Here is an 18008-nt window from a genome sequence, read left to right on the forward strand (position 1 = left end):
CGGCCCGCGCTCCGAACGAAATATTACTCGTCAGTACACCCAGTTCGTGCCCACTAAGCAAGCGCTTTGAACTGTGACCTTGGCAACGCTGTGTAACCGGCGAGTAGGTTCAGCCGGGCGGGTTCAGTCGCGCAGCCCGTTGAAGCGCCCCTGGTGATAGAGCAGCGGGCGGCCCGCGCCCGACGGGTCGCCGAGGGCGACCTCGGCCAGGACGATGCGGTGATCCCCCGCCGGCACGCGCGCGACGACCCGGCACACGAGCCACGCGAGGACGTCGTCGAGGACGGGGACGCCCTCCGGACCCTCGCGCCAGCGGGTGGGCGCGCCGAAGCGGTCGGCGCCGCTCCTGGCGAAGGTGGCGGCGAGCTCCCGCTGGTGCTCGCCGAGTATGTGGATGCCGACGTGCTCGGACTCGGAGACCGCGGGCCAGCTGGAGGCGCCGACACCTATGCCGAAGGAGACGATCGGGGGCTCGGCGGAGACCGAGGTGAGCGAGGTGGCGGTGAAGCCGACGGGGCCCTCGCCGCCGGGGGCCGTGATCACGGCGACACCGGCCGCGTGCCGCCTGAAGACGGAGCGCAGCAGGTCGGGAGAGGCGAGTCGAGGAGTGCCTAGGTCGGGCGTGGCCGTCATGGAGTTGTCCTTCTGCGAGAGGTGACGAGCTGGTCCGTGGCTGCTCAACAGCGCGGACAGCGCGCACTCGCGGTGCGGGCCAGGTCCACGTGGACACGCTCGAAAAGAAGGAGTTCCGGGGGCATACGGTCAGGCTGACGATAGATGGTGGGTGCAGTCAAGTGCGTTCCGGCATCTGGGAGATGCCTCACCCGGATCGCCATGACTCAGACGGCCTCTCCCAGCGCCGCGATGACATCCGCCTTCCGCGGCTGCCCGGTCGCGCGGCGCACGATCCTGCCGTCCGCGTCGAGCACCAGGACGGTCGGCGTCTTGAGGATGTCGAGTTCGCGTACGAGGTCCAAGTGGTCCTCGGCGTCGATCTCCACGTGCGACACGCCGGGGACGATGTCGGCCACCTCGGTGAGCACCCGCCGCGTGGCCCGGCAGGGCGCGCAGAAGGCGCTGGAGAACTGGACGAGCGTGGCCCGTTCACCGAGTCCCTCGCCCAACTCCGCTGCGCCGAGCCGCTTTCCGCCGTCGCGCCCGCGCACTCTCACCCTCCCGCTCCGCTGCCGATGCAGCACTCCGTACGCGCTCGCCGCCGCGAGCACCACCACGCACACCACAAGTCCGGTCACAACCTGCACAAGCATTCACGAGACCGCAAAGATTCCCGGCTCCACGGATCGCTTCCGATACGGAATGCTTGAACCATGGACATCGATGTGAGGGGACCGCGGTTCGGTGCGGTCCTCACGACCGTCGTACTGGCGGTCGTACTGATCACCGGCAGCGCCTGGCTGCTGGCCTGGCAGGTACTTGCCTTCGCGCTGGGCGCGTCGGGCGGCGTGACGCGCTCCCCGTACGGCTGGCTGTTCCGGAAGGCCGTGCGCCCCCGACTTGGGGCGCCGACGGAGTTCGAGGCGCCGGAGCCGCCGCAGTTCGCGCAGGCGGTCGGGCTCGTCTTCGCCGTCGTGGGGCTGATCGGCTACACGGCGGGGCCTCAGTGGCTCGGTCTCGCGGCGACCGGATGCGCACTGGCGGCCGCGTTCCTCAATGCCGCGTTCGGGTACTGCTTGGGGTGCGAGATGTACCTGCTCGTACGCCGGGTGACGGTACGCGCGGAGTAAAGGCGAGTTAAAAGCCCGAGGTGGATCAAGGGATGGACGTGACGAGAATCTCGCCGCTCTCCGGCACCAGGACTGGCTACTCGTCCGTTCTTCGGGCACGATCTGCGCAATGCCGTAAACCTACGGCTGCGTAACTTTCCCGCCGGGAGACCCCGTTCCCAGGCAGAGAGAAGGGTCCACCCCGTCCATGGCTGAGCTTGTCTACCGTCCCGTCGTCGGTCTCGCCCAAACGTTGTTCAAGGCCTGGGACCTCAAGATCGACTGCCAGGGATCGGAGAACATTCCGCGCTCGGGCGGCGCCGTGCTGGTGAGCAATCACATCAGCTATCTGGACTTCATCTTCGACGGTCTGGCCGCCCTTCCGCAGAGGCGCCTGGTGCGCTTCATGGCGAAGGAGTCGGTGTTCCGGCACAGGATCTCCGGTCCGCTGATGCGGGGCATGAAGCACATCCCGGTGGACCGCAAGCAGGGTGAGACGGCGTATCAGCACGCGCTGGACTCGCTGCGCTCGGGCGAAATCGTCGGCGTCTTCCCCGAGGCGACCATCTCGCAGTCCTTCACCCTGAAGAGCTTCAAGTCCGGTGCCGCGCGCATGGCCCAGGAGGCCGGGGTCCCGCTGATCCCGATGGCCCTGTGGGGCACCCAGCGACTGTGGACCAAGGGCCACCCGCGCAACTTCAAGCGCAGCCACACCCCGATCACGATCCGGGTCGGCGCGCCGGTGGAGGCCCCGCAGGACCAGTACGCGGGCGCCATCACGCGGCGGCTGCGCGAGCGCGTCCAGGAGCTCCTGGAGGCCGCGCAGCGCGCCTATCCCGTACGCCCCAAGGGTCCGGACGACACCTGGTGGATGCCCGCCCACCTCGGTGGCACGGCGCCGACCCCCGAAGAGGTGAAGGCAGCCGAGGCCCGCTGACCCACCGGCTGCCGAATCGTCACTCCGGGGCGTGGACGGTGATCCGCGCGCCGGGGCTGAACTTCTCGAGCAGTTCGGCGAGTTCGCCCCCGGCGGCCTCGACGTCGGCCACCGGCATCGGCGCCAGGCTCTCAAGCAGGAAGATCGCGGAGGTGGACTCCTCCGTGAGCCGTGTGCGCGGCCCCTGGCGCCAGTTCCAGCGCCGGCAGGTCACGCCCGCGTCGTCCCGCCACACCACCTCGCCCGCGTCCGGGTGCTCGACGACCTCCTCGCCGCCCGCCACGGTCACGAAGTCCTCGTCACCGAGAGCGCGCACGAGGCGCATCCCGCCCCGGATACGGTCGGTGTCCTCACCGCCGACCGGGAGCAGATGGGCGACGCTGATCGCGTTGTAGACGTCGACGAGCACATTGATCCGGGGCAGTCCGGCATCCGACAGGGCTCTCTTCGCCAGCGCCTCCGCCGAGTTGCGCGTCCGCGACGGCTTGGAGCCGAAGGCCGTGTAGACCTCCCGCCAGGCCGCCATGTGCGGGTCCTCGTGCGGAGCGCGACCGTCCAGTCGCCGGGCCAGACGGCGGGCCGCGTCGTCGAGCAGCGCCGAAGTCCCCTCGGTGCTGGGCCCGTTGACGAGTCCGTACGCCTCGATGGCGACGTGGGTGAAACCGGGCGCGAGGGTGCGCACCTCGTCGGACACGGTGAGCGTGAGAGTCATCGTCCGCCTTGTCTCAGAGTGCTGTGGGGAGCGTCTTCCACAGGGACGGCCGGTCCGGGGCGCCCATGAGGGCGCGCAGAACGGCCAGGTGAGGTTCAGCGTACAGTACCGGGTAGTCCACCTCACTGGACTTCGGGTCGGGAATCCAGGCCAGCCGCTCGCCGTCGAGGGAGAACTGGGCATCGACGCCGGGCTTGTTCCCGCGGCAGTCCTGCCGGTGCCAGGCCCCGTGGAACCGGACGGCGACCAGACCGTGCACGGCACGCGCGCTGCCGTCGTCGTGCATCAGCGACTGGTAGCACAGGGCGGTCGGAATGCCCTCCGCCCGCAGCAGCGCGGCCAGCGCGTGCGCCTTGGCGTGACAGATGCCCGTGCGCTTCTCCAGGACGTCGGAGGCGCGCCAGGTGACGCGCAGGTCGCCGGCGTCCTGCGAGTGCGGAATGGTGTCTCGCACGAATTCGTACGCGGCTCGCGCATAGGCATACGAGTCCACCGCACCCTTGGCGAGGCGCGCGGCCGTCTCCCGCACGAGCGGATGGTGATGGTCGATGACCTCGTCGGCTGCCAAGTAGGCGGACAGGTCAGGGGTTTCCTGGATGAGCTCCATGTCCGCAGAGCATAGGAATACGGCCGACCGAGAGTCAATGACTTTTCGGTCGGCCGTATATCTATGCACAGTGTGGCGCGCCGGTGAGCCGCGTCGGCCTACTGGTGGGCCATCTCCTCCTTGAGCGCCGCCACGAACCCGTCGACGTCGTCCTCGGTCGTGTCGAAGGCGCACATCCAGCGGACGTCGCCCGCGGCCTCGTCCCAGAAGTAGAAGCGGTAGCGCTTCTGCAGGCGCTCGCTCACGTCGTGCGGAAGGCGCGCGAAGACCGCGTTGGCCTGGACCGGATAGAGGATCTCCACGCCGTGCACCGCACGGACGCCCTCGGCGAGCCGCTGGGCCATCTCGTTGGAGTGGCGGGCGTTGCGCAGCCAGAGGTCCTTGGCGAGCAGCGCCTCCAACTGCACCGAGACGAAGCGCATCTTGGAGGCGAGCTGCATCGACAGCTTGCGCAGATGCTTCATGTGGCTGACGGCGTCCCGGTTGAGGACGACCACGGCCTCGCCGAACAGCGCGCCGTTCTTCGTCCCGCCGAGGGACAGGATGTCGACGCCGACCGCGTTGGTGAACGTCCGCATCGGGACGTCCAGGGAGGCGGCCGCGTTGGATATCCGGGACCCGTCCAGGTGCACCTTCATGCCGTGCGCGTGGGCGTGGTCGCAGATCGCTCGGATCTCGTCGGGCGTGTAGAGGGTGCCCAGCTCGGTGCTCTGGGTGATCGAGACGACCTGCGGCATCGCGCGGTGCTCGTCGTCCCAGCCGTACGCCTGCCGGTCGATCAGCTCGGGCGTGAGCTTGCCGTCGGGTGTGGGCACCGTGAGCAGCTTGAGGCCGCCCATGCGCTCGGGGGCGCCGCCCTCGTCGACGTTGATGTGCGCGCTCTCCGCGCAGATCACCGCGCCCCAGCGGTCGGTGACCGCCTGGAGCGCGACCACGTTCGCGCCCGTGCCGTTGAAGACCGGGAAGGCCTCGGCCGTGGCACCGAAGTGGCTGCGGATGATCTGCTGGAGATTCGCCGTGTAGTCGTCCTCGCCGTAGGCGACCTGGTGTCCGCCGTTGGCCAGGGCCAGGGCGGCGAGCACCTCGGGGTGAGCCCCCGCGTAGTTGTCGCTGGCGAAGCCGCGGACGGCCGGGTCGTGGTGACGCTGGGCGTCGGTCTTCGGAGGGTTCACGGCTTCTCGGTCAGCCACAGACGTTTTCCGTTCACTTCACCGGCGGGCCGGTCCCAGACGCCGGCGATGGACTCGGCCAGATCCTTGACGTCGGTGAAGCCCGCGAACTTCGCGTTCGGGCGCTCGGCGCGCATGGCGTCGTGCACCAGTGCCTTGACCACCAGGATGGCAGCCGCGGATGTCGGTCCCTCCGCGCCCCCGGCCTTGCGGAAGTAGTCGGCCATGGCCAGCGTCCACGCCTCGGCGGCGGCCTTGCCCGCTGCGTAGGCGGCGTTGCCCGCGGTGGGCTTGCTCGCGCCCTCGGCGCTGATCAGGACGTACCGGCCGCGGTCGCTGCGCTGCAGCGCCTCGTGGAAGGCGAGGGAGGTGTGCTGCACGGTGCGGATGAGCAGCAACTCCAGGAAGTCCCAGTCGTCGAGGCTCGTCTTGGTGAAGGTCTCGCTGCCACGCCAGCCGCCGACGAGGTGGACCAGACCGTCGACGCGGCCGAAGTCCTTCTCGATGCGGGTGGCCCAGTCGTGGGTCGACTGCAGGTCGAGCAGGTCGACCGTGTCCCCGACGACGGTGGCACCGCCGTGCCCGTAGCGGGCCGCGTCCACGGCCTCCGCGAGCCGCTCGGGGTCGTTGTCCGAACCGACGACGGTCGCGCCCGCGTCGGCGAGCCGGGCAAGTGTCGCGCGCCCGGCGGGTCCACCCGCACCGGCCACCGCGATCACCGCACCGCTGAGAGCCCCGTTCTGCATCTTCTTCGCCTCCTGAACATCCCCGGTATGAGCACTCACGCGGCGGCCCGCTCGGCGCTCGCCGCGGTGATGCCCCTGGTGGAGGCGATCACGTTCTTCAGCTTCTTGGAGAGCGCCTCATAGAACATGCTCAGCGGAAACTCGTCCGGAAGCACGTCGTCCACGAGTTTGCGCGGGGGCTGAGTCAGGTCGAGGGCGTCCGGACCCTTGGCCCAGCGGGAGCCGGGGTGCGGGGCCAAGTAGGTGGAAACCAGCTCGTACGCCTTGAACCAATGGACGAGCTTGGGGCGGTCGATGCCCGCCCGGTAGAGCTCCTCGATCTCGGCGCACAGCTGGTTGGTGACCTGCGGGGCGCGCTGCCAGTCGATGTGCAGCTTGTTGTCCGTCCAGCGGACGACGTCGTGCTTGTGCAGGTAGGCGAAGAGCAGCTGGCCGCCGAGGCCGTCGTAGTTGCGGACCCGGTCGCCGGAGACCGGGAAGCGGAACATCCGGTCGAAGAGCACGGCGTACTGCACGTCGCGGCCGTGCGCGCTGCCCTCGGCCTCCAGCTTCACGGCCTCCTTGAAGGCGGTGAGGTCGCAGCGCAGCTCCTCCAGGCCGTACATCCAGAACGGCTGGCGCTGCTTGATCATGAACGGGTCGAAGGGCAGGTCGCCGTGGCTGTGGGTGCGGTCGTGGACCATGTCCCAGAGCACGAAGGCCTGCTCGCAGCGCTCCTGGTCATGGACCATCGCGGCGATGTCCTCGGGCAGCTGAAGGCCCAGGATGTCCACCGCGGCGTCGGTGACGGCGCGGAAGCGGGCGGCCTCGCGGTCGCAGAAGATGCCGCCCCAGGAGAAGCGCTCGGGGGCCTCGCGCACGGCGATGGTCTCCGGGAAGAGGACGGCCGAGTTCGTGTCGTAGCCCGCCGTGAAGTCCTCGAAGGTGATGCCGCAGAACAGCGGGTTGTCGTAGCGGGTGCGCTCCAGCTCGGCCAGCCAGTCCGGCCAGACCATGCGCAGCACGACCGCTTCGAAGTTGCGGTTCGGATTGCCGTTCTGCGTGTACATCGGGAAGACGACCAGGTGCTGGAGACCGTCCTCGCGGTGCGCGGCGGGCTGGAAGGCCAGCAGCGAGTCGAGGAAGTCGGGCACCTGGAAGCCCGCGTCCGCCCAGCGGCGCAGGTCCTTGACGAGCGCCTCGTGATAAGCGGCGTCGTGCGGCAGCAGCGGGGCGAGCTGCTCGATGGCGTCTATCGCACGGCGTACGGCCAGATCGGCGTCGGAGGCATCGGGCGCGCCCTCCGCCTCGAAGTCGATGGAGCCGTCCTTGGCCTGCCAGGGCCGGATCTCCTCGACGGCATCCTTGAGCACGGGCCATGCCGGGTGCTCCACCACCCTGGCCACGGGAGGAACCCGCTCCTCCGTACCCACCTGCACAAGAATTTCCGTCATATCCCATCCTCCACGGGAGAACCACGCGTATGGACACCGTATGTAAACGAGGTTCCTTCCCGCAAGAGGAGACTCGGGAGATTATCCTGCGCCACCCCCGCCTTCACCGCTCTTTTTCCTGCCGGACACCGTGGAGGCGATTACTTCCGCCACGCGAGACTGGGCGGCACGGGCGTCCGCGAGAAGTTCGGGGAAGCCGAAGAAACCGTGGAACATCCCCGGGTAGTGGCTCTGCGTGACCGGCACTCCGGCATCCCGCAGCTTCGCGGCATACGCGCGGCCCTCCTCGTCAAGAGGGTCGAAGCCCCCGGTGACGATGTGCGCGGGCGGCAGACCGTGGAGCTCGGCCACGACGGGCGAGGCATGCGGGTGCGCGCGGTCGCCGTCGGGCCCGAGGTACTGCTCGACGAACCAGCGGCCCTGGGCCTCCGTGAGGAAGTACTCCTCGCCACCCGGGCCGCGCCGGTCGTCCCGCGGCCGGACGTCGGTGGCGGGGTAGACCAGAACCTGGAGCGCGAGCGCCGGTCCGCCCCGGTCGCGGGCGATCAGCGCGGCCACGGTCGCGAGGTTCCCGCCCGCGCTGTCACCGGCGACCACCAGCGCGCCGGGGTCCCCGCCCAGCTCGCCTATGTGCTCCGCGGCCCAGCACAGGGCGGCGTACGCGTCGTCGACGGCCGCGGGGAAGCGGGCCTCGGGCGCGAGCCGGTAGTCGACGGAGACGACGGCCGCCCCCGCGTCACGGCACAGGGCGCGCGCGATCGGGTCGTGGGTGTCGAGGCCGCAGATGACCCAGCCGCCGCCGTGGAAGAAGACGACGGTGGGACGGGGCTCAGGGCCGCTCGCCGACTCCGGCAGATAGATCCGTACGGGAATCTCCGGCGCCCCCCGCGGCCCGGGGATCGCACGGTTCTCGACCGAGCCCACGGCCGGCGGCTCGAACGGCGAGGACGGCGCGGCGGCGAGGATGCGGCGGGCCTCGGCCGCGTCGGTGACGGCGCCTCCGAGGTCCGGGAAGTATGCCGTGATGACGTCGATGAGGGCACGGACGTCGGGTGCGGGTTCGGTGGCCATCGCACGACCTCTCAGGTGCTCGGGCGAACTCCCTTACCAGGAAGGGAATATGACTAGTCGTCATGTCGCGAGGAGGCAAGGGGGACGCCCCGCGGTCAACCGTCGTGAGACTCGCCCACGCCAGGGTGACGCGACCGGGCGGCACGGTGCCGATCTCCCCGGCGGGACGCCCCCATTGCCCGCTGTAGAAGCGGGTACATCGTCGAGCCGGGCCATTAGGCTGCGGCCTTGCCGCGTGGGCGCCCCCGTCGCTACCACGCGCGAGCCGAGCCGCCGTCGACGGAAGCGAGTCGAACCTTGAACTTCCTCACCATCGGTCACCGCGGAGTGATGGGTGTCGAACCCGAGAACACTCTCCGTTCCTTCGTCGCCGCCCAGCACGCGGGCCTCGACCTGATCGAACTCGATCTGCATCTGAGCAAGGACGGCGCTCTCGTCGTCATGCACGACGCCGAAGTGGACCGGACGACCGACGGCTCGGGGCCGATCGCCGAGAAGACGCTCGCCGAGCTGCGCGCGCTGGACGCCGGCCATGGTGAGCGCGTTCCCGTCTTCGAGGAGGTCCTGGACGCCATCAGGACGCCTCTGCAGGCCGAAATCAAGGACCTGGCGGCGGCCAGGGCGCTGGCCGAGGTGATGCACCGGCGAGACCTGGTCGGGCGGGTCGAGGTGTCGTCGTTCCACGACGAGGCGATCGCCGAGATCGCCCAGCTCGTGCCGGGCGTCCGCACCGCGCTCATCGCGAGCCGCTATGACCTCGATGTCGTGAACCGCGCCACGGAGGCGGGCGCCGCGACCGTCTGCCTGAACATCCGCCGGCTGACCCTGGAGGTCGTCGAGGCCGCCCGCAAGGCAGACCTGAGGATCATCGGCTGGGTGGTGAACACCCAGGACCAGCTGCGGCTGGTGCGCGCCCTGGAGCTGGACGGCGCGACCACCGACTACCCCGAGATCAAACGCACCGGCCGCTTCACCGCGTGAAGGTCACACCAGCGGCTTGACCAGCAGCTCGAACTGCAGGTCGTCGCGCTGCGGAATGCCGAAGCGCTCGTCGCCGTACGGGAAGGGCGTCATCTTTCCCGTACGGCGGTAGCCGCGCCGCTCGTACCAGGCGATGAGGTCGTCGCGTACGGAGATCACGGTCATGTGCATCTCCGTGACACCCCACGTCTCGCGGGCCGTCCGCTCCGCCTCGGCGATGATCACCTTGCCGAGGCCGCCGCCCTGCAGGGTGGGGCTGACCGCGAACATGCCGAAGTAGGCGTGGTCACCGCGGTGTTCGAGCTGGCAGCAGGCGACGACCGTGCCGTCCCGCTCGACGGTCAGCAGGCGGCTGTCGGGCGACTTGATGACGTCGAGCACGCCCTCGGGGTCGGTCCGCTGGCCTTCGAGGATGTCCGCCTCGGTGGTCCAGCCGGTCCGGCTGGAGTCTCCGCGGTACGCCGACTCGATCAGCCCCACCAGGGCGTCCACGTCGCTGTCGGCGGCGTTGCGAAAGGTCAGTCCGGTGGAGGCGGCGGTGTCCATGGAGCGGTTCTCCGTTTCAGTGGCGCGGCTCGGGCACCGACGAGCGTAACCCTCCTCTACGCTCCGGGTGCATGGTGCATGTACTGAGCAGCCGAACCCTTCTGCGCCCCACCGACCCGGAACGCTCCCGGGCGTTCTACGGACAGCGGCTCGGTCTCGCCGTCTACCGCGAGTTCGGCACGGGCCCCGAGCGCGGCACCGTCTACTTCCTCGGCGGCGGCTTCCTGGAGGTCTCGGGCCGCTCCGAGGAGCCGCCCTCCCCCGCTCTCAAGCTGTGGCTCCAGGTCGCGGACGTGACGAAGGCGTACGAGGAGCTGACGGCCGCCGGTGTCGAGGTGCTGCGGCCGCCGGTGAAGGAGCCGTGGGGGCTCATCGAGATGTGGATCGCGGATCCGGACGGCACCGAGATCGTGATCGTGGAGATCCCCGGAGATCATCCGCTGCGCTACCGGCCGTGAGGCCTCGCCCCGGTCCCCGCCTCCGGATGGCCGGTGCGGCGGGCGGGGCTTAGCGTGCTGAAGGGGTCTCGGTGCGGAGGGAACGTCATGATCGCTGCGGAAGGAACCTCATGAAGCTCGACAGGCCGGTGACCGGCGGGCCCTGCTGGACCGAGCTGGGGACCAGCGATCTGGAGGGGGCCAAGCGCTTCTACGCCGATCTGTTCGGCTGGCGCCCGGAGACGGATCCGCGCCAGGAGGCGGGCGGCTACACGGTCGCCCACCTCGGCGACGCCGCCGTCGCGGCGATCTCCCCGCTGTACCAGGAGTCGCAGCCCGTCGCCTGGAACGTGTCGTTCGCCGTGAGCGACGCGGACGCCGCCGTGGAAGCGGTGACGGCCGCCGGCGGCACGGTCGTCCTCGGCCCGATGGACGTGTTCGACGTCGGCCGTTTCGCGGTGGCGTACGACCCGGGCGGCGCGGCCTTCCAGCTGTGGCAGGCGCGGGCCTTCCCCGGCGCGGGGCTGTTCAACGCCCCGGGCGCGCTCGGCTGGGTGGAGCTGCTGACCCGCGCACCGGACCGGGTCACGGAGTTCTACACGACTGTGTTCGGCTGGACCGTGAACGCCTCGGAGCACTACACGCAGTGGGGCATCGACGGTGCCGACTTCGGCGGCATGCTGACGATGGGCGACAAGTTCCCGCACGAGGTCCCGTCGCACTGGCTGCCGTACTTCGCCGTCGAGGACGTGGACGCCACCGCGGACGCGGCCGTCGGGGCGGGCGGCAGCATGCTGATGGAGCCCACATCCGTGCCGGAGGGACCACGGATCGCCGTGCTGCGGGACCCGCAAGGGGCGGCCTTCGGGATCCATGTGGCGGGCGAGGAGGGCTAGGGCTGGGCCAGGGCCTGTCCGGCGGATCAGGTCGGAGGAAGGCAGCGGCATCTGATCAGCGCCGGTGAGCGGCTCCTGGTGCGTCCAGCTGCAAGGCGGAGGCGGGCGTCGACGCGATGGGGGTCCTCCCGCGCGAGCGAGGCCGAGCGTGGGGGAGGGCGTGCCAGGAGCCGCGTCTCCGGGATGATCCGTCGGACAGGTCCTAGCTCCCTGGCCGCATCGGTGTGAGCTGATGGATGCCGTGCCGCGACCGTACCTGCGCGATCGCGGCCACGTCGGGCGGACCGGGGGCGTCGAGGATCTCGGCGATCTCCTGGATGTAGTGCTCGTGGCCCGCGGGCGCGGCGAGGAAGAGCATCCGGGCGGGCTCGGAGCGGGGGTTGGCGAAACCGTGCGGGCAGCCCGAGGGGAGGTACATCAGGCTGCCCGAACCTCCGCGTTCGGCCTTCCGCCCGCTGTCGGACTCCCAGGTCTGCCAGTCCCCGGCCGTCCTGACCCGCGGCTCGAAGGCCAGCAGGTCGAGTTCGCCGTCGATGATGTAGAACAACTCCTCGGCGTCGTCATGGAAATGCGCGCCCACGTCGAATCCCGGCTGAACCTCGGCCTCGAACACCGACCATCGGGCCGAGTGTTCGGCCCCCACCTTGAGCGTCATTCCGGACGTACCCATCCGGCGGCCCGACCCGGGCGGCAGCACCAGTCCATCGGTCATGGCGCACATCGTCACCCGGAAGCCGGACTTCAGGAAGGTGTCAGGCCAGAGGTGTCAGGCCAGAGGTGTCACCGCCACCTGGTCGATGACGGGCGCGTACGCGGAGCGCTGCCGGTACGCGTTCGATGTGTCGCCGTCGAAGTCGGGCAGCTCGTCGGCGGTGAAGGTCAGGGTGTTGGCGCCCTTCTCCAGCGTCACCGCGACGGTGAGGTCCCAGAAGTTGTTGAAGTGGAAGGTGGTGGGGAAGAGGACGCGCTGCGGCGTCGCCGCGTTGACGGAGATGTCGGCGTGGCGGCAGACCGGGTCCGGGTTGTAGTGGGTCGCGGGGGCCTGCTCGCCGTTGGAGTAGCGGATGGTCAGGGCGTGGCGACCGGTGTCTGCGGCCGTGACGGTGAGGGTGAGGGCGTTCCCCGCTCCCCCGCCGATGCCGTCGACCGCCTTCCCGCCGGTGGCGAAGGTGTGGGCGCCGGTCACCTTCGCGTCACCCGTCCGGGTGCCTTCTTCGGCGGCGTACACGGTGGTCTTCAGGCGGTCCTGCCCCGGCCCGACCAGCAGGCGGTCGAGGACAAGCCGGTCCGAAGTGGCCGTGACCGTCAGCTTGTTGATGCCACCGGCCAGGAACAGCGGCATCCGCCCCAGACGCCCGAGGGTCTCCCCGTTGACCGTCAACGTGCCCTCGCCTCCACCCAGTTGACCGACCGTCACGTCCGCCTCACCGTCGGCCGCCGCGTGCACCCAGAAGGTGGCGGTGCCTCCGCGGGGCAGCACGGCGGCACCCGGGCCCGAGGCCCCGCGGTGCGCATGGCTGACGTGCGCTCCGCCGCCGAGGGCCGCGTACTCGGCCTCGTAGAGCGCGGGAGCCGTCACGCGCTCGTCCCGGAGCGCCAGGTCGATCCTGTCGATGATCGCGTCGCCCCGGGTGACGCCGAGTTCGGGGTCCTGGGCGGACAGCGTGAGCGCGTGCCTGCCCGCGGTCAGCCGCACCTGGGTGTCGGTGTGGCCCCACACCACCCACTTGTAGCCGAGCGGCAGCCGCAGCTCCTGCGGGTCCCCGCCGTCCACGCGCAGGAAGACGTTGGTGGGGCCCTGCTCCTTCACCAGGTCGTCGAGGTTGTAGGAGTTGGCGAAGACACGCAGGTCGTACGTCCCGTCCTCCGGGACCTCGACGGTGAAGGCGAGGACGACGTCGGACCCGGTGCGCAGACCGCCGACGTGGTGACCGCCCGAGGTGGCGAACTTCTCGACGTCCGCGGGCGATCCCTCGGGTCCGTTCCTGGAGTAACCGGTGCCTGTGTACGCCGCGTTCTCGGCCTCGTACGTCGCCCGGAAGCCCACCGACGGCGATGCGGAAACGGCACCCCCGCCGCCGGGCGAGAGGATGATCTCGTACGCGGACATCTCGTCCAGGTCCGTGAGCGACAGGGTCACCTGGCCGTCCGTGACCGGCAGTTCGCCGTCCTGGAGCCGCAACGGCTGGGCGCAGGCGCCGACTTGGCCGGTCCACGGGATCTCGTGGAGCCGCAGGTGCACCGTCTCGCCGAAGACCTCGGCCGGGATGTTCGCGAAGACGACGTCCGCCGTGCCGCTCTCGCCGCCGAAGAGGGCCCGCGCCTGCCGCTTGTCCTCGTCGAGCGCGGCGACGCCCTGGAGGGTGTACTGGACGTTGGGCCGGGGCGCGGTCACCCGGACCGTGTGGCCGGTCATCCGCCCGTAGGCGTTGAACAGCCACCACTGGCCGTTGCCCTTGTTCGCCTCGACCGCCGAGTCGTTGAGGTTGCCGTCGATGTTCCAGTACGCCAGGTCGGCGTCGACCTTCGACTCCTCGATGGCGGAGATCCACTGGACGACCTGGCCCGGCACGGACAAGTGGTAGTTGTGAGCGTACTCGTTGATGTTGACGGGGAGCGGGTCGATGCCCAACTCCTCTTCCATGCGGCGGTACTTGGCGACACTCGTCCGGATCGCGGCGGGCGTGGACAGCTCGTGCCAGGTGATCACGTCGGGGAGCGCGTCCTGCGCCTTGGCGAACTCCAGGAAGTCCTTGACCTCGTCGTACAGGATGCTGGTGTTGGGGCCCGCGATGCGCGCGTCCGGGTCGAGGTCCTTGATGAGGCGGTGCACGTCCTTCCAGGCGGCGAAGTAGTGCCGCGGGTCGGTGCGCCAGGAGTTCTTGTCGTAGCTCCACTCCTCCGTACCGAACATGTTCCCTTCGGGCTCATTGAACGGCACGTACACGACATGGGACTTGTACGCGCCCATCGTCAGGACCTGCCTGACCTGCTTCTCGATCCGCGCCTTGAATCCGGCGAGCCGCTCCTCCCCCGTGGCGCCCGGCCACTGGTAGGGGAAGCCGCGGTAGATGTCCGTCATGTAGACGTAGACGTCCTTGCCGCCGGAGTCCACGAAGGACGGGAGGATCTCGAGCGCGTCGGCGCCGGGGTGCTGGGTGCCGTCCTGGGCCTTGGTCGACACCGTGCGGACGTACATGCCCTCGACGACGTTGCGGCTGGGCACGCCGTCGCCGTACAGGCCGTAGAGGGTGCCGCTCGCGCCGCCGTGAAAGGCGCCGGTGTCGGTACCCAGGTCGATGGTGAGCGCGGTCTTTCGCGTCACTCGCTCTCCCCTCCGCACGGCCTGAGCCGTCCCTCGTCAAAGCCATCCGCGTTCGACATTCCGACCATCGGCCGGAGTGCCGAACCGCAGCCGTGCCCGAACGTAGGAGGGGCGCTCACCTCATGTCAACGGTCGGTCACCGTAAAGCTCCTGACGGGCGCGACGGGATTCAGCCGCGGGGCATTCCCAGACGGCCTTCCAGCCGCCCGAGCAACTCACCCAGCAGTTCAGCCAGTTCACGCTGGCGGTCGAGCTCGACCCCGGACAGGACAGTCGTCTCGTACGCGAGCTGCGCGGGGAGGATGCCGTCGACGAGGTCGCGCCCCTCGTCCGTCAGCCGGACGTACGCGACCCTGCGGTCACGGGTGTCGCCGCGCCGCTCGACCAGTCCGCGCTCGGTCAGCTGCTTGAGGCGCTTGGTGACCGCCGCGCCCGACGAGAACGTCTCGCGGGCGATCTCACTGGGGGTCAGCTCGTGCCCGGTGCGTCGCAGCGTGCCGAGCACGTCGAACTCGGGGCGGGTGAGCCCGGCTCGGCGCAGCGGGGCGTCCTCGGCCTGCTGAAGAAGCGCCGCACAGCGGTTGATGCGGCCGATGACCTCCATGGGGCCGGTGTCGAGATCGGGGCGCACCGCATGCCACTGCCGCACGACGGCGGCCATGGTGTCGTCGGGCGCCGCCACCGGTCCGGCGTGGGCGCCGGACACCTCCGCGTGCGCGGCGGGGCCCACCGCGGCCTCCGCACCCTTACCCGCGTTCACGCTCGCCGCCCGTTCAGCACCCGTGCTCGCGTGCGCGCTCGCCGCCCGCCCGGCACGGGAATCGCGGGAATCGCGGGAGTCACGGGAATCCGCCGCCTCCGTACGCCCGACAGGGGCGCCCGCGGCCCCCGGCCGCCCGGCACGCGTCCCCGCGGTCCCCGTGCGCCCCGCGTCGGCGCCCTCGCCCGCCGCTCGCCCATCCGCTGCCGTCATGCTTGTGCGCCCTCCAAGGAGTGCAGTCCCTGCCGTCGTACCGTCGCCGCGAGCGTACGGTGTCCGGCCTGTTCAGCCAGCATCACCCGCTCCTGCGGCAGGGCGCGCTGCCACCATTCGCCGGCCGCGGTGTCGGCGGTGGCGCGCAGGTCGACGACGGCGGCGGCCAGACCCCGCCGGGCGGACTCCAGGGCACCGGGCTCGGGGTGCTCGGCGGCCAGCACCCCGGCCGCGCGCTCCCGGGCGCGCTCCACCGCGGAGAGGGCGTGCTCGATGCGGTCACCGGCTCGCCGGTTGGTGACGGCGACCGCGGCGACGAAGCCGACCAGCGCGCCCACCAGGGTGTCGACGACTCGCGCGGTGATCAGCTCGCCGGGCTGCTGGAGGCGTACGAACTCGGTGATCAGCAGAGCCATGGGCGTCACGCAGATGCTGCCGAGCCAGTAGTTGCGGCCGATCAGCGCCTCGGCACCGAAGTTGAAGGCGAGGCAGCACAGCACGAGGGCGGCCTGGCTGACGTGGGCGAGCGGGGCGACCGCGGCGAAGACCAGCACTCCGACGATGTTGCCGACGACACGCTGCACTCCCCGGCTCCAGGTCAGGGTGATGTTGGCCTGGTAGAGCGAGGCGGCGGTGACCAGGGCCCAGTAGGGGCGGCCGACACCGAGCTCGAGCGAGACGTATCCGGCGAGCGCGCAGCCCAGCGCGGTGCGCAGGGCGATGGGGGCGAGCGGGCCGAGGCGGGCGAGCAACGGCCTTTCCCCATAGGCGAGTTCGACCTCGACGCCGAGGAGTTCGTCGGCGGCGTCCGCGAGGTCGTCGGGCCGCGGAACGGGCCCGGTGCCGCGCAGCTCGCGGGCCCACCCGCGCAGCCGCTCGGGCTCCGTGTCGGCGGGCGCGGCGAGCGCGACCTCGGCGCGTACGACGAGTCGTTCGAGGGCGCGCCGGGGCGCGGAGCGGGCACCGGTGGACAGGAGCGACTGCCAGGCGGCGTGCACGGCGGCGGCCGCGGCGGCGCGGGCACGGGCGGCATGTGCGCCGTCCCCCCGCGTCTCGGCGTAGGCGGCCGCGGCGTTCAGGGCGTGCGCGGTGGCGCGCCGCTCCGGCCCGTGCGGACGCACGAGGCCCGGGGCCATGCCGACGATCCAGGCCCAGCCGCCCGCCGCGAGGGCCAGCGCGAGATGGCCCGGGACCTGGCCGAGGCTCTGCGGCGCGAACAGGGACGCGGAGCTGATGAAGGTGAGGACCACATGAGCGGGCGGACCGATGCGCGCGGCGTCGCACAGCACCTTCTGCACGGCGGCCAGCAGCGCGCCGATCGTGACCAGCACGACGGCGTCCGTGGTGAGCGAGGCCGTCACGAGCGCGACGGCGAGACCGCCGACCATGCCGAGCACCACCCAGGCGAGGGCGCGGGCCCGAGCGGCGTAGGGACGGTTGTGGGCGTACAGCGCGCAGAGCGACCCGGCCATCGTGTACATCGCCAGGTCCAGCCGGCCGAGCGCGAGCAGCGTCAGATTCGGCGGGGCGATCGCGGCGACGGCGCTCAGCGCGGGCTTGAACCAAATGTCGGAGGGCCTGCCGATGCGCAGCACACCGGCCAGCGGGAGGCGACGTACACGTGGGAGCTTGCGGGTCGTACTACTCATACCTACAAGGTTAGCATGTGTTTTACTCGTAAAGCATCTCTCCTTATGCGCTCCTCACCTGCGGTGCACCCCCGCACGCCCCCGCGCGTACACCCTTGCGCCCGCTTGCGCTCCACCCGTGCCGGGCATGCCCTGACCAACTGTCCGATGTCCGGCATCGTCGAGCGGGGAGGTACGCGGTGCACGAACCGGCTTCGCCCGGCTGGCTGCTCGTCGCGCTGTGCGCGACGACCGGGGCGTACTGCCTGCTGCGCATGCGCAGCCCCGTCGAGGAACAGCGGCGCACCGCGGGCGGCGAGGCGCTCATGGGCTTCGGCATGGCCGCGATGGCGGTGCCCGCGGCCGTGGCCTCGCCACCCCGCTGGGCCTGGCTCGCCTACGCCGCCGTGTTCGGCGCGGCCGCCGTGCGCGCCCTGTGGGCGGCCCGGACGAACCCCCACCATCTGCACCACCTGATGGGCGCCTTCGCCATGGTCTACATGGCGGCCGTGATGGCCGCGTCCCCCGCGCACCACGCCCACGGCGGCTCCGGCATCCCGCTGGTGACTGGCATGCTCCTCCTCTACTTCGCGGGCTACGTCCTGCGGTCCGGCATCCGACTCCTGCCGGCGACCTCGGTGACCACCGCGACCTCCACGACCACCGCGACCTCCGCGCCCTCCGTGACCACCGGCCCCCAGACCCTCGGCTGGGGCGACCGCGCCGAACTGTCCCAGGCGTGCCGCCTGTCCATGGGGATCGCGATGGTGGCCATGCTCGTCACGCTCTGAGACCGAGACCGAGACCCCCGCCCGGCGGAATT

Annotated in this window: 19 protein-coding genes; 6 read left to right on the plus strand and 13 right to left on the minus strand. The window is 70.6% G+C overall.

The features are described 5' to 3' along the window. Positions 1-123: 123 nt before the first annotated feature. Both ACZ4WS_RS16620 and ACZ4WS_RS16625 read right to left on the minus strand, forming a co-directional pair. Complete coding sequence (locus ACZ4WS_RS16620) at positions 124-633, minus strand: flavin reductase family protein (protein ID WP_467980990.1); 510 nt, start codon at positions 631-633, stop codon at positions 124-126. 206 nt (positions 634-839) lie between these two features. Then, a complete protein-coding gene (locus tag ACZ4WS_RS16625) occupies positions 840-1253 on the minus strand; it encodes a TlpA family protein disulfide reductase (RefSeq protein ID WP_467981107.1) in 414 nt (137 codons plus the stop codon). Positions 1254-1328: 75 nt separating this feature from the next. Between ACZ4WS_RS16625 and ACZ4WS_RS16630 the strand changes: the two genes are divergently transcribed. Beyond that, entirely contained in the window at positions 1329-1745 is a 417-nt protein-coding gene (locus ACZ4WS_RS16630; RefSeq protein WP_467980992.1) for a DUF4395 domain-containing protein, read from the plus strand. 187 nt (positions 1746-1932) lie between these two features. Continuing rightward, positions 1933-2661, plus strand: a complete 729-nt coding sequence (locus ACZ4WS_RS16635) for a lysophospholipid acyltransferase family protein (protein WP_467980994.1) — start codon at positions 1933-1935, stop codon at positions 2659-2661. Between the two features lie 19 nt (positions 2662-2680). On the opposite strand, the gene ACZ4WS_RS16640 is transcribed toward ACZ4WS_RS16635, so the two are convergent. From ACZ4WS_RS16640 to ACZ4WS_RS16665, 6 genes are all read right to left on the minus strand, one after another. Further along, on the minus strand, positions 2681-3373 hold the full coding sequence (locus tag ACZ4WS_RS16640) for a B3/B4 domain-containing protein (protein ID WP_467980996.1): 693 nt from the start codon (positions 3371-3373) through the stop codon (positions 2681-2683). Positions 3374-3386: 13 nt separating this feature from the next. Next, complete coding sequence (locus tag ACZ4WS_RS16645) at positions 3387-3980, minus strand: transglutaminase domain-containing protein (protein ID WP_467980998.1); 594 nt, start codon at positions 3978-3980, stop codon at positions 3387-3389. 98 nt (positions 3981-4078) lie between these two features. Beyond that, a complete protein-coding gene (locus ACZ4WS_RS16650) occupies positions 4079-5152 on the minus strand; it encodes a threonine aldolase family protein (RefSeq protein WP_467981000.1) in 1074 nt (357 codons plus the stop codon). Continuing rightward, the gene (locus tag ACZ4WS_RS16655) at positions 5149-5895 is read right to left on the minus strand and encodes an SDR family NAD(P)-dependent oxidoreductase (protein ID WP_467981001.1); all 747 of its coding nucleotides are present in this window, start codon (positions 5893-5895) and stop codon (positions 5149-5151) included. The genes ACZ4WS_RS16650 and ACZ4WS_RS16655 overlap by 4 nt, the downstream gene beginning before the upstream one ends. A gap of 35 nt (positions 5896-5930) precedes the next feature. Continuing rightward, the gene (locus ACZ4WS_RS16660; protein WP_467981003.1) at positions 5931-7328 is read right to left on the minus strand and encodes a DUF6421 family protein; all 1398 of its coding nucleotides are present in this window, start codon (positions 7326-7328) and stop codon (positions 5931-5933) included. Between the two features lie 81 nt (positions 7329-7409). After that, a complete protein-coding gene (locus tag ACZ4WS_RS16665; RefSeq protein ID WP_467981005.1) occupies positions 7410-8399 on the minus strand; it encodes an alpha/beta hydrolase in 990 nt (329 codons plus the stop codon). A gap of 297 nt (positions 8400-8696) precedes the next feature. On the opposite strand from ACZ4WS_RS16665, the gene ACZ4WS_RS16670 reads away from it, so the two are divergent. Then, on the plus strand, positions 8697-9380 hold the full coding sequence (locus tag ACZ4WS_RS16670; protein WP_467981006.1) for a glycerophosphodiester phosphodiesterase: 684 nt from the start codon (positions 8697-8699) through the stop codon (positions 9378-9380). A gap of 3 nt (positions 9381-9383) precedes the next feature. On the opposite strand, the gene ACZ4WS_RS16675 is transcribed toward ACZ4WS_RS16670, so the two are convergent. Then, positions 9384-9926: a GNAT family N-acetyltransferase gene (locus ACZ4WS_RS16675; RefSeq protein ID WP_467981008.1), complete on the minus strand. Its 543-nt coding sequence runs from the start codon at positions 9924-9926 to the stop codon at positions 9384-9386. A 71-nt stretch (positions 9927-9997) separates the two neighbouring features. On the opposite strand from ACZ4WS_RS16675, the gene ACZ4WS_RS16680 reads away from it, so the two are divergent. Together ACZ4WS_RS16680 and ACZ4WS_RS16685 are read left to right on the plus strand one after the other, a co-directional pair. Beyond that, the gene (locus ACZ4WS_RS16680; RefSeq protein ID WP_467981010.1) at positions 9998-10384 is read left to right on the plus strand and encodes a VOC family protein; all 387 of its coding nucleotides are present in this window, start codon (positions 9998-10000) and stop codon (positions 10382-10384) included. A 110-nt stretch (positions 10385-10494) separates the two neighbouring features. Beyond that, positions 10495-11259: a VOC family protein gene (locus tag ACZ4WS_RS16685; protein ID WP_467981012.1), complete on the plus strand. Its 765-nt coding sequence runs from the start codon at positions 10495-10497 to the stop codon at positions 11257-11259. 202 nt (positions 11260-11461) lie between these two features. Here the strand turns inward: ACZ4WS_RS16685 and ACZ4WS_RS16690 are convergent, their stop codons facing one another. The 4 genes from ACZ4WS_RS16690 to ACZ4WS_RS16705 form a co-directional block, all read right to left on the minus strand. Then, the gene (locus ACZ4WS_RS16690) at positions 11462-11980 is read right to left on the minus strand and encodes a cupin domain-containing protein (protein ID WP_467981014.1); all 519 of its coding nucleotides are present in this window, start codon (positions 11978-11980) and stop codon (positions 11462-11464) included. A gap of 45 nt (positions 11981-12025) precedes the next feature. Beyond that, positions 12026-14584, minus strand: a complete 2559-nt coding sequence (locus ACZ4WS_RS16695) for a cellulosome protein (protein WP_467981015.1) — start codon at positions 14582-14584, stop codon at positions 12026-12028. Between the two features lie 169 nt (positions 14585-14753). Further along, on the minus strand, positions 14754-15245 hold the full coding sequence (locus ACZ4WS_RS16700) for a MarR family winged helix-turn-helix transcriptional regulator (RefSeq protein ID WP_467981109.1): 492 nt from the start codon (positions 15243-15245) through the stop codon (positions 14754-14756). Positions 15246-15553: 308 nt separating this feature from the next. After that, positions 15554-17206, minus strand: a complete 1653-nt coding sequence (locus tag ACZ4WS_RS16705) for an FUSC family protein (protein ID WP_467981017.1) — start codon at positions 17204-17206, stop codon at positions 15554-15556. A 179-nt stretch (positions 17207-17385) separates the two neighbouring features. Between ACZ4WS_RS16705 and ACZ4WS_RS16710 the strand changes: the two genes are divergently transcribed. Continuing rightward, positions 17386-17976 (plus strand): DUF5134 domain-containing protein, encoded by a 591-nt coding sequence (locus tag ACZ4WS_RS16710; RefSeq protein WP_467981019.1) that lies wholly within the window; start codon positions 17386-17388, stop codon positions 17974-17976. Positions 17977-18008: the final 32 nt, after the last annotated feature.

This window comes from Streptomyces sp. NPDC029292, from assembly GCF_055569295.1.

Coding starts and splice junctions, on each gene's coding strand:
- ACZ4WS_RS16620 (WP_467980990.1), bottom strand. CDS start 633: ATGACGGCCACGCCCGACCTAGGCACTCCTCGACTCGCCTCTCCCGAC.
- ACZ4WS_RS16630 (WP_467980992.1), top strand. CDS start 1,329: ATGGACATCGATGTGAGGGGACCGCGGTTCGGTGCGGTCCTCACGACC.
- ACZ4WS_RS16635 (WP_467980994.1), top strand. CDS start 1,933: ATGGCTGAGCTTGTCTACCGTCCCGTCGTCGGTCTCGCCCAAACGTTG.
- ACZ4WS_RS16640 (WP_467980996.1), bottom strand. CDS start 3,373: ATGACTCTCACGCTCACCGTGTCCGACGAGGTGCGCACCCTCGCGCCC.
- ACZ4WS_RS16645 (WP_467980998.1), bottom strand. CDS start 3,980: ATGGAGCTCATCCAGGAAACCCCTGACCTGTCCGCCTACTTGGCAGCC.
- ACZ4WS_RS16655 (WP_467981001.1), bottom strand. CDS start 5,895: ATGCAGAACGGGGCTCTCAGCGGTGCGGTGATCGCGGTGGCCGGTGCG.
- ACZ4WS_RS16660 (WP_467981003.1), bottom strand. CDS start 7,328: ATGACGGAAATTCTTGTGCAGGTGGGTACGGAGGAGCGGGTTCCTCCC.
- ACZ4WS_RS16665 (WP_467981005.1), bottom strand. CDS start 8,399: ATGGCCACCGAACCCGCACCCGACGTCCGTGCCCTCATCGACGTCATC.
- ACZ4WS_RS16675 (WP_467981008.1), bottom strand. CDS start 9,926: ATGGACACCGCCGCCTCCACCGGACTGACCTTTCGCAACGCCGCCGAC.
- ACZ4WS_RS16680 (WP_467981010.1), top strand. CDS start 9,998: ATGGTGCATGTACTGAGCAGCCGAACCCTTCTGCGCCCCACCGACCCG.
- ACZ4WS_RS16685 (WP_467981012.1), top strand. CDS start 10,495: ATGAAGCTCGACAGGCCGGTGACCGGCGGGCCCTGCTGGACCGAGCTG.
- ACZ4WS_RS16690 (WP_467981014.1), bottom strand. CDS start 11,980: ATGTGCGCCATGACCGATGGACTGGTGCTGCCGCCCGGGTCGGGCCGC.
- ACZ4WS_RS16700 (WP_467981109.1), bottom strand. CDS start 15,245: ATGGCCGCCGTCGTGCGGCAGTGGCATGCGGTGCGCCCCGATCTCGAC.
- ACZ4WS_RS16705 (WP_467981017.1), bottom strand. CDS start 17,206: ATGAGTAGTACGACCCGCAAGCTCCCACGTGTACGTCGCCTCCCGCTG.